General features: G+C 60.5%; 8 protein-coding genes. 7 read left to right on the forward strand and 1 reads right to left on the reverse strand.

From position 1 onward, the window contains the following. The first annotated feature begins 384 nt into the window (after positions 1–384). The 6 genes from OXI69_00900 to OXI69_00925 all read left to right on the forward strand — a co-directional run bounded on the left by OXI69_00900 (position 385) and on the right by OXI69_00925 (position 10,791). Positions 385–1,374, forward strand: a complete 990-nt coding sequence (locus OXI69_00900; GenBank protein MDE2664687.1) for a tetratricopeptide repeat protein — start codon at positions 385–387, stop codon at positions 1,372–1,374. A gap of 120 nt (positions 1,375–1,494) precedes the next feature. Then, positions 1,495–3,099, forward strand: coding sequence for a GWxTD domain-containing protein (locus OXI69_00905; protein ID MDE2664688.1), 1,605 nt, complete (start codon positions 1,495–1,497; stop codon positions 3,097–3,099). 435 nt (positions 3,100–3,534) lie between these two features. Further along, positions 3,535–6,876 carry a TonB-dependent receptor gene (locus tag OXI69_00910; protein MDE2664689.1) on the forward strand — a complete coding sequence of 1,114 codons (3,342 nt, stop codon included), beginning with the start codon at positions 3,535–3,537 and terminating at the stop codon, positions 6,874–6,876. A 267-nt stretch (positions 6,877–7,143) separates the two neighbouring features. Next, complete coding sequence (locus tag OXI69_00915) at positions 7,144–7,416, forward strand: type II toxin-antitoxin system ParD family antitoxin (protein ID MDE2664690.1); 273 nt, start codon at positions 7,144–7,146, stop codon at positions 7,414–7,416. A 393-nt stretch (positions 7,417–7,809) separates the two neighbouring features. Beyond that, positions 7,810–8,901, forward strand: a complete 1,092-nt coding sequence (locus tag OXI69_00920) for a tetratricopeptide repeat protein (GenBank protein ID MDE2664691.1) — start codon at positions 7,810–7,812, stop codon at positions 8,899–8,901. Positions 8,902–9,120: 219 nt separating this feature from the next. Next, on the forward strand, positions 9,121–10,791 hold the full coding sequence (locus OXI69_00925; protein ID MDE2664692.1) for a CRTAC1 family protein: 1,671 nt from the start codon (positions 9,121–9,123) through the stop codon (positions 10,789–10,791). A gap of 302 nt (positions 10,792–11,093) precedes the next feature. On the opposite strand, the gene OXI69_00930 is transcribed toward OXI69_00925, so the two are convergent. Then, the gene (locus tag OXI69_00930; GenBank protein MDE2664693.1) at positions 11,094–12,593 is read right to left on the reverse strand and encodes a FecR family protein; all 1,500 of its coding nucleotides are present in this window, start codon (positions 12,591–12,593) and stop codon (positions 11,094–11,096) included. Positions 12,594–12,727: 134 nt separating this feature from the next. On the opposite strand from OXI69_00930, the gene OXI69_00935 reads away from it, so the two are divergent. Further along, complete coding sequence (locus OXI69_00935) at positions 12,728–14,611, forward strand: IPT/TIG domain-containing protein (protein ID MDE2664694.1); 1,884 nt, start codon at positions 12,728–12,730, stop codon at positions 14,609–14,611. Positions 14,612–14,728 lie beyond the last annotated feature (117 nt).

Raw genomic sequence — 14,728 nt, forward strand, 5'->3', positions numbered from 1 at the left:
CTTATTGCAAAATTCGCAGCGGGGCGGGTCATTTTGCCCGCAAACGTGATGTTCTGCCTTTCTCAATATCGGTGCGACCTGGTGAAAAATGCTGTCTGACCACAAAAAGCACAATAGTCACAAATTGGGTTTTGTGCCTTTTGTGGCCATTCCCGGCAAAGGTCGCCCGGCCGTATTTTGCAAAAGGCTCAATGAATTGTCGGTTGCTGATTGCTGCTCGTTGATTGGGAAGTTATGACGACTGCATTTGCCTCAAATCCACAATCCAAGTGGGTGCCTCTCGAGAATGGTGGTCCAACCCGAGCGGCTGCCCGCCAGGACTCACAGAGTCTCGAGCGGACTCCATCCGCGGGCTGCCGTCCGGGAAAGCGGGGAGTCGGGGAATTGCCCCGGAATCCGGGTGGCGTGCGCCCCAAGCCGCTGGACCGTTGGCTGCCGGTGTTCCTGATTCTCTGGGTCTGGTTTTTCAGTCCCCGGCTGGGGGCGGAGTCCCCCCATTACCGGGAGGCCAAGGAGTGGCATGACAAGCAGCAGAATCTGATGGCCATGCTCTCGGCCCAGAAGGCCGTGGAGGAAGATCCGGAGAATGCCGACCATCTTTTGCTCTATGGTGTGATCCTCACAGACCTGCAACAGTTCAGCGAAGCCGGGGTTCAGCTTCGCAAGGCCCTGAGCCTCCGGCCGGACGATGCTGAATTCCATTACCGCCTGGCCGCCCTGCTGCTGCAGGAGAAAATGGCATGGAAGTCCACGCTGGGACTGGACAGACGCGACGTCACCACCAATGTGGTGCTGGGAACCGAGCAGGAAGCCCTGGAATCCCTGGAGAGGGCCGTCAAGCTCGCCCCCGACCACTTCAAGGCCCGCCTCCATCTGGGCCGCACCTACTACGAGCATAACCGGCACCTGAAAGCCAAGCGGCAGTTCGAGGCGGTGCTGGAAAGGGATCCCGAGTACCCCTGGCTCCACTACCATCTGTCCATGCTTCATTCCAACCTGGGTGACGTGCAGGGGGCCATTCGGGGGCTGGAGAAGGAACTCGAGCTCCACCCCGCCCACGCCCAGGCCCGGCTGGAGCTGGGGGAGTGGCTGGTCAAGATCAGCCGGTACGAAAGCGCGTTGACCCATCTCTCCCGGTTGAAGCAGGATGAGGTCAATCCGGTCGACCTGAGCTACGCCATCGCCAAGGCCCATCGGGGCCTGGGCAATCCCGACCTGGCCCTGGAGGCTGCCCGGAAATGCGTGGAGATGGACCCCGAGTTCACCGACGGCCACTACCTGCTGGGCCAGCTCTACCGCGAAACCGGGAAACCGGAGCTGGCCCGTCAGGCCATGGAGACCTTCCAGAGGGTCAAGAAGAGCCCCAGCCGCTGAGCGTCTTGGCCAACGTCGTACCTCCCGCCGTACCTCCCTATTGACTTTCCGGCGTTCCTTGGCCAACATGGATCGACTATCTGAATTCGACCCTTTGAATCGGAAGCGTGCGGGTGTGTCATGAAACTGGCGAAATGGACTTGCTGGCTTGTTTGTGGAGTGCTGCTGTCACCGCTGGCGGTGATGGAGGCTCAGAAGAAGAAGGACAGGCAGCGGGAGCGGTCGCTGCGCCGTGAAACTCAGGACAAGTTCCTCAAGAAATGGCTCAAGCAGGATGTCTCCTTCATCATCACGCCGGAAGAGAGAGATGCGTTCGACAATTTGAGCAACGACGATGAGCGCTACCAGTTCATCGAGCAGTTCTGGCTGAGACGGGATCCCAATCCGGACACCATTGTCAACGAGTTCCGGGACGAGCACTACCGGCGCATCGCCTACGCCAATGAGCGTTTCACTTCAGGCAAGATGGGCTGGAAGACCGATCGCGGGCGCATTTACATCATGTACGGTCCCCCGGATCAGATCGAGACCCACCACGGGGGAGGCACTTACTACCGCCCCCACTGGGAAGGGGGAGGGAAGACCAGCACCCATCCCTTCATCACCTGGCGATACCGCTACCTGGACGGGATGGATCTGGGACAGGAAGTCATTATCGAGTTCGTGGATCGCACCTTTACCGGTGAGTACCGCATGGCGATCGATCCCTTCGAGAAGGATGCCCTCAAGAATACTCCGGTGGCCGATCTGACCGAGGACCAGAGAATGGGGCGGGGCGACGACATCAGCCGCCATACCCGTTTTCCGTCGGGGCTGTTCTATTCGGACTTCCGAATGAGCCAGATGCTCCAGCTGAGACAGGCGGCGGCTCTCTACCGGGCTCCCAAAATCCGATTCAAGGACCTGGAAACGGTGGTGGACACCAAGCTCACCTACAACACCTTTCCCTTCGATTACCGGACCGACTTCATCAAGATCACGGAGGACACCATCCTGACGCCCATCACGGTGGTCATGAAGAACAGCGACATGACCTTCAAGGATGTGGAGGGCGTCAAGAAGGCCGAGGTGAACGTCTTCGGCAGGATCACCACCATCACCGGCCGGTCGGTTCAGGTCTTCGAGGAGGTTGTCCGGCAGATCGCGCCCGACGCCCTGTTCAAGAGCACCCTGGAGAAGCGTTCCCTCTACCAGACCCGCATCCCCCTGCGTTCGGGCCTCTACAAGCTGGAACTGGTGCTCAAGGACCTCAACAGCGGCAACCTGGGGACCGTCTATCACAGCATCCGGGTGCCGAAGTTTCCCCAGGACGAGCTGGCCACCAGCAGCATCATCCTGGCCGACCAACTGGAGCGTCTGCCCAGAAAGCAGGTGGGTTCCGGCCAGTTCGTGATCGGAAGCTCCAAGGTGCTGCCCAGCGTCGAGGAGTCTTTCGGCAGGGACCGGCCCATGGGAGTCTATTTTCAGGTGTACAACCTGGCCAGGGACGAGCAGACCCAAAAGCCCTCGGCCACCATCGAATACGTGCTCAAGAAGAGCGGAAGGGAAATCGGCAGAGCCCTCGAGTCCAACGACAAGCTGGCCGGAGCGGCCCAGCAGATGACCCTGCAGAAGCTGGTGGCCCTGGACGAACTGGAACCCGGTCAATACAGCCTGGTGGTCCAGGTCACCGACAACGTCGCCAACCGGTCCGTCTCCCCGGAGGCCAAATTCGTGGTGCGGTAGCCGGCCCGGGGGAATCAGCCAGACTCCTCCCGTTCGGCCGACCCGACGTTTTTCCGGATTCCCCCATTGCCCTACGAGATACCGTAACTCGGTATCTGACCCGCCGACGTGGGGGCCAAGGGCTGAACAATCTCCATAATCTATTCATTCCATTGCACTTAATAAAGAAGAGCTCCATTGCTGCGGCGGATTGACAGCCGGATCGGGAGCCCCTGACTTCAATATTTCGTAGAATGGCGGCAGCAAGCTTGGATGAGCGCGAGCGGAGTTGGCTTCTAAAGCACTGAATAATAGAGGGTTAAGTTTATTTTTCTCATCTTCCGGATTTTGGCAATCTGATTGCAGGTATAAAGCCGGTTAGACAGGATTTCTCGAAGTCGCTTCTCAGAATCGACTTCACTGGTGGCAAACGTTAAATTGAGGAGGTAACCACTGATGCAACGCTTTCTAACAGTGGCTGGATTGGCCTTCGTTCTGGCCCTTACACTGTCCTGGACGCCCATGCTGGCTCAGGAGTACACCGGCGTCCACGGGAACGTCGAGGACGAGACCGGCGCCAGGGTGACCCAGGTCGAGATCACGGCGACCGAAGAATCCACGGGGATCACCCGCTCGACCGTGAGCAACGAGGTTGGCATCTACGAGCTGCGCGGCCTGCCGCCCGGGACCTACACGCTCGGGGCCGAGCTGGCCGGCTTCAAGGCCTATACCAACAGCGGCGTGATCATCTACGCCGGACGTCCCCGGCGCGTCAACATCGTGCTGCAGGTGGGCGATATCCAGGACACCATCACGGTTTCCGAGGAAGGCGCCGTCATCGAGACGGACAAGTCCAGCATTACCTACACCTTGCCCTACAAGGAGGTGGAGGCCTTCAGGATTGCCGCCAGCCTGATTTACAAGGTGGGCGATAATCCCGGGGCCGAGTCCCGCAGCCAGGTGCACGGAGCCTTCGCCAACAACACCACGGCGCTGCAGGACGGGGTTGCCACCAATGCCTACGGCACCTTCCGGGCGCCTCAGGAACTGGTCCAGGAGATCAACCAGGTCTCGCTGAACGCCCCGGCCGAATACAAGACCGCCACCACCATCAACGGGGTGGGCCGAGGCGGCACCAACCAGTTTCATGGCGAGATCTGGATGCAGTTGGACCACCCGCGGCTTCGAGCCTTGACCGTGGGCCAGACCAGGCATCCTCCCGCCAAGCCGGGCGTCCGCTGGAACTACATGGCCTCCGGACCCATCTACATCCCCAAGGTCTACGACGGCCGGGACAGGACCTTCTTCCATTTCTACGTTCAACCCAACAGGAGCGACCAGAAAGCTCCCATCCGGAACTACGTTTACCCCACGGCGGCCATTCGCCGCGGGGACCTGACCGAGGTGGTGCAGCAGCATTTGAAGGGCGAGCCCGTCATCAATCCCTTTACGGGCGAGCCTTTCGCCAACAACATCATTCCTCAGGAGCTGCTCAGCCCGGTAGCGCAGGCGGCCTTGCGATACGCTCCCATGCCCAATGCTGTAAGCCCCTTGGGCACATTGGTCGACAACACCCATGGGTTCCAGTTCGGGAGCAACGTGGAGAAGGACTGGCACGTGCGGTTCGACCACGCCATCACCGACTCCAACACCATCTCCTTCAACCACTACGGCTACAACCGGGTTCTGGACGAAGGCACCACCGTTTCGCTTTCGACCTGGTTCGGCGACAACGCCACCCGCATGTGGAGCATCCAGGATTCGCACATGTTCTCCCCCACGGTGATCAACGAGTTCACCTTCGGGACCAACGATCAGGGATACGACCAGAAGGGCGCCACCACCGTGGGCAACACCCTGATCAGGGAGTTCGGCATCGACCTGGGCGGTCGCACCTCGCCCGAGGGACCCGGATGCCCCCAGATCTACACGGGCCTGTGGGGATTCCAGCCGGGCGCCCTCTCGGGTTCCTTCTCGGCGACCGAGCTCACCTTCCCCTTCCTGGGACGCTGCGGCGCCGGCGGTAACAGCAGCAATCCCAAGGTCTGGGTGATGAAGGACAACGTCTCCGTCAACAAGGGCACCCATCTCATCAAGTTCGGGGTGGAGGCCAACTGGGAGCGGCCCTTCGGGTCGGCAAACAGTGCAGACGCCTGGGGTATATATCGCTTCACCGGCCATTACAGCGGAAGCGACATTGCCGACTTCCTGCTGGGAATCCCCCGCGAGACGGGAATCGCCACCTCGCGCGCCCCCGTTCACGCCCGCGGCTTCGACTTCGGGGTCTTCGCCCAGGACGACTGGAAGGTGACCCCGCGGCTGACCATGACCTACGGCGCCCGCATCCAGCACTACGGCGCGCCCACGGACGCCAATGGTCTGTTCTATAACTTCGACTTCGACAACCTGCGGGTGGTGGTTCCCGACCGGTCCTTCCACCACGTGGTGCCGGTGTGGCCGCAAGGCGCGATTCCGGTGGTGAGAGCCAGCGAGGCCGGCTATCCCCAGAGCCTGGTCAACTTCACCGCGGCGCACATTTCTCCGCGCTTCGGTCTGGCCTATCGCATCAACGACTGGACCGTGATCCGGGCCGGCTACGGCATCTACCACGTGCCCTTCGCCATCGCCGGAGCAGGCACGAGTGGCCTCGGGCGGGCCGGCTGGCTGGGAGGCCGCGAGGGCGGCCCCTTCGCCGGATCGGAGACGTTCGGGCCCAACGTGATCACAGACGGCGTGCCGCAATTGACGTTCAAGGACCCCTTCCTGCCCGCGGGCACCGGCGCCGTCTCCAAGCAGGGCGTGCGGGGGATTCCTCTCAACAGCCGCAAGGATGCCTGGGCTTACGACCAGCAGTGGAACCTGACCCTGGAGAACGACCTGGGCGACGGTTGGGCCACCCGGATTTCCTACGTGGCCTCCAAGGGCACCAGTTGGCCCTATCGGAGCAACCTGCAGACCCCCACCCCCAGCACCATTCCCTTCGACGAGCGGACCGACAAGTTCCCCTGGGGCCCGAACTTCTCCTTCGTCGACCGGCATGACCTGGGAGGGACCGGAAGCTTCCACAGCCTGGAAGTGGAAGCCACCCGACAGTTCAGCCGGGGCATCTATCTGCGAAGCTGGTTCGAGTGGAAGAAGAACCTGGCCGACGTCATTCCGGGGCTGTTTTCCTCCACCATCGGCTTCGAGGCCGAAGATCCGCTGGACCGCAAGCGCGACAAGGGGATCCAGAACGGTATCCGCCGGCAGCGCTGGCACCTGGCCATGGTCTGGGATCTCCCGGTGGGCCAGGGGAGGCAATTCGCGACCGACGCCGGTGGTGCCCTCAATAGCCTTATTGGCGACTGGACGGCCGCCTTCAAGTTTACGGGCGGCCAGGGAACGGCCTTCACTCCCAGCTACTCCGGGTCGGATCCCTCCAACACCGGTCGCTCCAGCGGCCGGCCGGACCAGTTGTGCAATCCCAACGGCTTCGGCGAAACGCCGGGCATCGGGTGGAACAAGTCCTGTTTCGCCATTCCGCCCGCGGGGATTGGCCGCTACGGCAACGCCAGCCGCGGGATGCTGATTGCGCCGCGTGACTGGGGCACCGAGCTCAACGTGTTCAAGCGGTTCAACCTGACCCAGTACGAGAACGGACCCTACTTCAAGTTCGAGACCTACATCTCCAACCTCCTGAACCACCGCAACGCCTCGGGTCCCTCCTCGACCAACATTTCGGCTGCCAACTTCGGACTCTTCCAACCCAGCGGGTGGGAAGCGCGCCGCATCGTGTTCCGCTTGCGTCTCGGCTTCTAGCAGGACCGAGCGCCGGATCCTTTACAAAAGCCCCGTGCAATCCGCACGGGGCTTTTTTTTGCCATCACTCGCCCTTTATGGAATGACGCCCCCCGGGAGCGCGGGCGTCCCGCCCGCATAAGACCAGACACAGCTTTGGCCCTTTCTTCCAGGTCTATCGACAGGGAACGCACCCTTGCTCCCTCTCCACTACAGTAACCAATTTTGACCATTTTTGTTATTCCTGCTAGGATGGATGTCTGTACCATCCGGTGGAGGTCTTGGTCAATGAATGTGTCTCTTACGTCGGAACTTGAAGCGTTTGTGGCATCCAAGGTGCGGAGTGGGCGCTACCATTCGGCCAGTGAGGTGATTCGCGAGGCATTGCGGCTGCTGGAGGAGCGGGAACAGTTGAAAGCCCTCCGAATTCGTGCGCTACGCGAGAAAATTGGCGAAGGATTGGAGCAACTGGATCACGGGGAGGGAATTGCCGGGGAGTTGATATTCTCCGAGCTCGAGGCTGAGTTGGGTATCCTGGAACAAACCCGGCACGAAGATTGAGTCAATACCTTCTTTCCCCGGCGGCGGTGAAAGACCTCAGAGAAATTCAAGCCTACATTGCACGGGACAGCATTGATGCATCCCGGCGGGTGGTCACTCAACTTCGCACGGCTTGCGAGCGACTCGCATGGAATCCGTTTATGGGACATAGTCGCGAGGATTTGACACATCAACCGGTATTATTCTGGCCCGTAGGAGCGTACTCAGTCATCTATCGCCCAGAGACCACGCCTTTGGAAATCGTTCGGGTCTTGCACGGATCTCGGGACATTCCAAATCTGGTGTAACGCAAGCACCGTCCCTGCCAGCTTTTCCAATAACACTTTCGGATTGACGCCGCTGAAAGCTTTGAAACCCCCGTTCAACACGACCCGCCTCCTTCCAGTCTTTCTAATGCTGACGATTGGTCTCCCGCTGTTCTCGCGGGCGGATTCCTATCAGGATGCGTTGGCAAGCTACCGTTCCGGGCGTAACCTGGAGGCGCTGGTGTCCGTGCAGAGAGCCGTGAGCCAGGATGAAGGTAATGCCGACTACCACCTGCTTCAGGCCAAGGTTCTAGCCGAGCTGCGCCAGCACGGCGATGCTGAAAAGAGCCTGAGGCGGGCCAGCGAACTGCGTCCCCAATGGGTGGAGCCTTTCTACCAGTGGGGAGTGCTCCTGTTCAGGCGCGGGAATTTCGAGGAGGCGGTTACGAGGCTGGCCAAGGGAGTCGAGCTCGCACCCGATTCCGTCAAGACTCGCTTTCTTTTGGGCGTCAGCCATATGCAGATAAACCAGGACCATGCGGCCATGGAGCAGTTCAGGGCCGTGGAAGCGGCGGATCCACGCTACCCGGCGGTTCACCACAGCATCGGACGGGTCTATTTTCGGCAGGGCAGGGACGCCGAGGCCATTGAGCACTTCAGAACCGAGTTGGCGCACAATTCCGATCATCACGCAGCCAGATTTCTCCTGGGCAAGGCGCTGGTAAGGACGGGCCGGGACGACGAGGCGGTGGTGCAACTGCTAAGGCTTCAGGGAAAAGACGTGGGTCAGGGGCAACTGCACTACTATCTGGGTGCGGCCTACCGCCGCCAGGGCAAACCTGCGGAGGCCCTGGAAGCGCTTCAGAGGAGTATCGCGCTCAATCCCAGCTCCTATGAATCGCACTACCTGCTGGCTCGGCTCTACCTGGAAACCGGTCAGCTCGGCCTGGCCCGGAAGCAAATGGCCATGTTCGAGCAATTGCGACAGCGAGAAAAGCGGGGAAGGGCGGTCGACCCCAGGAAGTTCGACAGGGAAGATCAGGAATTCGTGGAAGCCGACAGGGATTCCGATGGCCGGTTGACGCCAGCCGAATTCGAGGACTTCGTCAATACGCGAGTGAAGGGATTTGCAAGGCATGGCGAGTTCTTTCAGGGGCTGGATGGCAACGGCGACGGCCGGCTGGATCGCCGGGAGTTCTCCCGGCGCTTCGAGCTATTGCGACAGCTTCAGAGCCCATAGGGAACCTGTTGGTGTAGGTCTGATGGGGGTGGAGATACGACTATGACGGTCCGAAGAGGGGGATTTCGGTTGAAGCCTGGTCGAGGGTCCGTTCAGCCGCCGCCGGCTGAGGGCCCGAAGCCTGGACTGTCGGTGCGGTTGTCCTGTCGGTCCGGTTCCCGCGGAACCCATGACCGATCGGCCGGTGGCTCGATCGGGTTCGGGGTGGGGATTCTGCTTGTGGCGCACCTGATCCGGGTTACGGCCCTCCCGGAGGCGATTCCCCAATTCGTCGACATTACCCGCTCCAGCAACATCACCTTCCGGCACCTGAACGGTCCGGAGCGGAACAAGCGCTATCTGTTCGAGCTCAAGGGAGGTGGCGCTGGTTTCTTTGATTACGACAAGGATGGATGGCTGGACCTTTTCATGGTTCAGGGATCCACCCTGAAGAGGTTCCGCAAGGGAGACAACCCCCACGGTACCCTCTATCGAAACCAGGGAGACGGCACCTTCAGGGATGTGACCCGGAAGTCGGGACTGACGCGCACGGCATGGGGGATGGGAGTCAGCATCGGAGACTACGACAACGACGGCTTCGCCGATATCTACCTCAACAACCTGGGCTCCAACATCCTTTACAAGAACTTGGGTAACGGGACCTTCGAGGATGTCACGGAACGGGCCGGCGTTGCAGGCTCCGGGTGGACCTCCTCCTCGGCCTTCGGCGACTACGACGCGGACGGGGACCTGGATCTGTTTGTCTGCAACTACATCCACTTCGATTTCGACAACCTGCGGCCACCCGATCCCAAGCTGGTCTGTCACTATCGCGGCACCACCATCCCCTGCGGTCCCCTGGGTCTCCAGGCCGGGTCCAACCGACTCTACCGCAACAACGGCAACGGCACCTTTGCCGACGTCACCGCGGAATCCGGATTGGACGAGAACAACCACTTCTATTCTTTGGGCGTGGTGTGGGCCGATCTGGACGACGATGGGGACCAGGACCTCTACCTGGCCAACGACAGCACTCCCAACCAGTTATACGTTAACCAGGGGAACGGCACATTCAAGGAAATGGGACTGCTGAGCGGTCTGGCAACCAGTGCGGCCGGAGACTTCCAGGGCGGCATGGGAGTGGATGCGGCCGACTATGACAACGACGGACGGCTGGACGTCTTCGTAACCAACTTCGCCCACGACTACAGCACGCTCTACCGCAACCGGGGCGGCCTCATGTTCGAAGACCTGACCCAGCAAGCCGGGTTGATTCAGCCGGAGTGGCTGCTGGTCGGTTGGGGCACCGGGTTTTACGACCTCGACCACGACGGCTGGAAGGACATCTTCCATTCCAACGGGCACGTTTATCCCTTTATCCTGGACGCTGAATGGTCGGAGACCTATTTCCAGCCCTCCTCCATCTATATCAACCAGCGGGACGGGACCTTCAGGGACGTGAGAGAGATGGCCGGAGGCGATCTCCAGAAGGAACTCTTGGGACGGGGGATGGCTTTCGCCGACTTCGACAATGACGGCGACATGGACTTCCTCATCGGCAACCTCAACGGGGTCCCCCGGCTCTACAGGCACCAGGGGGCAGGCCCCAACCATTGGGTGATGTTCCGCGCCAGAGGTGTGCGGAGCAACCGGGACGGTATCGGGACCCGCATCACCGTAGTCACCGGCCGGCTCCGGCAGGTCTGGGAGGTTAAACGAACTGTTGGTATCTACTCTGCCAGCGATCCCAGAGCCCATTTTGGGTTGGGGAACGCCGGCCGCATCGATCGGGTGGAGGTCAAATGGCCCAGCGGGGTGGTGCAGGAATTCAAGGACGTGGCCGCTGACCGGCACTACCTGATCGACGAAGCCAAGGGCCTGAAGAGGGAGTTCTTGGCTGAAACCCATTGAGGGGTTGTCCGGGTGGGCTGGGGCCCGGCAAGCCGGCGTTCGCCCTCGAGGAGCAAGAGTGAAGGGAGGTGTCGCCCACCCGGGAGCGCGGGCGTCCCGCCCGCATGCTATTCCGTTGCGTGCCGCTCAATTTCCCTGCGATGGGGCAGCCGGCCACCCTGTCGGCGGCAACGGCATGGACTCGGCCGAAGCAAAGTCCTGGCGCCGTTGCCGGTCGACCTGGGTGGAGGAGATGGTTCAGGCTTTGCCAGAGTTGTGAGGGCGTCCCGCCCGCGCTCCGGGGTGGGCTTCATTCCGTGAGGTCACCGTACCGAATTGGTTATTTTCATGGGCGGCTTGGACTGGGCGTTATCGGAGCCGTGCAGGTATGCGTTTCTGCGTCTTCCGGCTATCGTTATCCGGTCCCGCAGGTCGCGTCCTCGAATCCAACGGATGTTGGTGTAGTGGAATCCATAGGGCGAGCGAGGGGAGGAGTCGAAGGGAACATAGGTGAACCATTGTGACTTGGAACTGAGAACCCAACCCCCTCGGTTCTGATAGCCGAAGCCGGGGTAGGCGGAATCCCGACTCGCCAGGGAGAGACCGGCGTTCACCTGAACAAGTTCCCGTGCCCGCAGCTGGCTCCAGCGGTTGATAGGGTCCTTTCGGTGGTCCTTGTCGAGGCCCGACGACCTCGGCTTGAACGAAGAAGAAGATGAATCCCCGAGGAGCCAGCGCCTGCCGGATTTAAGTTGGGTCTTCCTCCCCTGCGCTCCTGTCCACAGCACTCTTCCCTTGTAAACGGAAACAGCCGACTCCTCACCCGGAAGGACGTCGAGCCGGTACAAGCCGCTGGTCCCAATTTGAAGCTCGGCCGATGGAGTGGACATGGTCAGCGAGTGAATCCTGGGGTTCAAGCTTGCCGATTCGATGATGACTGTGCCGTGGACAACCCGGAAGCGCATGCCCCTGTAGGTTGTGCCTATTACCTCGATCTCGGTGTTTTCGGCGAGTCTCAAGTAGGTTCCCGGACTCAACAGCAACTCCGCCCGGCTGTTGCCGGTGGTCCGCAAACCGACTCCGGACTTGATCTGATAGCCGGCATTGGCACGTACCGGCCGGGTCAACTCTGGAACGGAGACCAGCGGACGCCGTCCCCAGTAGCAGTTCAGCAGAAAGGCAGAGCGCTCCATTCCCCAGGAATCCAGGGTTGCCCACTCATATTTGTCCATGCGGCTGAAGGAGGGAGTCTCCGACAAGGGATCCAGTGAATAGTGCCTGCGCTGGCTCAACTCGGATTGCCGGCCCCTGGGCCCCAGCCAGGTCAAGCGCCCTGAGAATACCGTGACGCCGACCGGCCGTTTTCGGTGGACCCGGATCCGGTAGAAGCCGGGACGAACCACCTGCAGGTTTCCCACTGATGTGGAAACAGAAAAGACATGGTGTTTCCCACCGGATCCCTCGGAATCGACCACTGCCTCTCCCTGCATCAACCGGACATCCATGGCGGGGTAGTCGTCGCTCAGGACTTCCACTTGCGCCTTCCCGCCGAGGCGCAGATAACTGTTGGCGGACAGGACGATTTCTATGCGGTCGCCCGTCCGTGTGCGCACCCGCTCTCCCGACTTGAGCCAGCCTCCCGCCTGCAAGGGCTCGGATTGCGGACGCCCGGCGCCCAGGACAACAGGATTTCCACTGATGTGTCTGACATGACCCGGCCGGGCATTGGTCACCGCGGACGAAGGATCGGGAGACCGCGGATATGCCGGGAGGGCGCCGTGAAACAGCAGTCCAAGGACAAAAATTGCGATGATGACTCTCACGGAATGATCCGCCGTTGACAGGGGGTTTTCATGACGCAAGCAAGCTCCACAAAGCATATATTTTTCGCCTGGAGGTTGCGCTTAAAAAATGCTAGCATGCGGCTAATAACTACGCTTTTTCGGCGAGTCTATTCATGAAGGTCATCCGTTCAAATTGGCTGTATTTTCTGGTCGTTCCCCTGACGGCCCTGGTCGTAGCCGGCGCGCTTTGGGCGGAATTAAAGCAACCGGGCCGGACTGTGCACTGGGTCATCAAGCCGGTACCCGCTCTCTCCAACATCTCCCCCAATTCCTCCCCGTCACGCGACTCCACCCTCACCATAACCGTAAGCGGCGACGGGTTCGTGGACGGTGCCTCGCTGGTGCAGTGGGACGGGGAAGATCTGCCCACCACCTTTGAGAGCACCAGCGAACTCACGGCTCGCATCTCCCCACAACGGCTATCCACCCCGGGGGACGTCGCCATTACCGTTTTCAATCCGGAGCCCGGCGGCGGGAACTCCACCTCGATGACCTTCACCGTCATGGAATCGGAACCTTCTCTGGATCTGTTCGTTCCGGTGGTGGTGTCCTGGTCGGGAGCCAACGGCTCAACCTATACCTCGGAGATGACCCTGACCAACAAGACGGACGCCGCGGTCACCCTGAGTTTCCGATATACCGCTACGCCCAGCAATGTAACCGGGTTGGTCTCCGATGTTCAATTGCCACCGGGCCAGCAAATTGAATCCGATGCCATCGACTATTTGAAAGGCCTGGGGCTGCCGATTGCATCCTCGGGCAATCGAGTGGGAACGGTGATGGTGCGCGCCCTGGGAACTTCGTCGCCCGCGGATGTGGCCGTGACGGTCAGAATCAGCTCGCCGGTGCCCGAGGGACGAGTCGGGCTTTCCTATATGGCCGTGCCGGTGGCCACCGATGCTCTCACCGGGCCGTCCTATCTCTGCGGCCTGCGGCAGAATGAGACCGACCGCACCAACGTGGCCGTCCAGCACGCGGGAGCTTCCGGAAACATCACGCTGCGTGTGAGTGTCTTTTCGGGGGATGCCAACCTTTCCGATCCGCAACTGGTCTCGGAGGTGGCGCTGCCGCCGGGCGGGTTCAAGCAGTTCAACAGTATTTTGCATTCGGAAGGTCTGACGCTGGACCAGGGCTATGTGAAAATCGAAAGAATCTCCGGGGAAGCGCCTTACTACGCCTATGCGGTGATCAACGATCAGGTAAATTCCGATAGTTCCTTTGTGTCTCCCGTTCGGGAAGACTGGATGACCGGGCGTTCCGGATTGACTCTTCCGGTTGTCGTCGAGACCGCGGAGTTCCACAGCGAGGTGATCGTCTCCAATTGGTCCACAGAGGACAAGACGCTGACTCTTGATTTCGTCGACAGTGACATCGACGGGGGGAAACTCTCTTTTTCGATGGACATCGAGGCGGGCTCGCAGCAGATCCTGGGAGACTTCATCGATCAGATCAGGCAATCCGGATTTGAAGCTCAATTGCCGAGTGATGGTTCCTACGCCGGCCCCTTGATGCTCACGGTCGACGGAGACGGGGACACGGAGGGTGACGGAGACGGACTGTTTCTGGGAGCCCGAACCATGACGCCAGGAGGAGGCGGACAGTACGGTTTTTTCTACCTGGCGGTGCCTGCCGGGACCGAGTTCAGCACCGGGGCCTGGTTGTATGGGTTGCAGCAGGATAGCGAGGACCGCACCAATTTGGGCCTGCTGACGACTTCGAGCGTGGACAGCGATGCCAATACCTATGAAATCGGTCTCTATGATGGAGCCACCGGGCTCATGGTGCAAACACTCACCCAGGAAGTTTCCGCCAATCAATGGGCCCAGATCGAAATGATCTTGGAGAAGGCCGGAATATCCCAGGGTTACGCCCACGTCAAGCGAACGGCTGGAGCCAACGACTTTATTACCTACGCGGTGATCAACGACGGTGGACAGCCGAATGAACGCAGTGACGATGGGGCTTTTGTTCTAGGAGTTGCGGACATTGCCCAGTAGAACCGTTGCTCATTCATCCCTTGGATTCCCCCCACTTCCCCACCACGCCAATCCCCTTCTCAAGCGCTCCGGTTGCGGAGCATCGAGACGAGCTTGATGGGAGCAGGCCGAAAAGCC

It is taken from the genome of Acidobacteriota bacterium, from assembly GCA_028875575.1.
Taxonomy (GTDB): Bacteria; Acidobacteriota; Terriglobia; order Versatilivoradales; family Versatilivoraceae; genus Versatilivorator.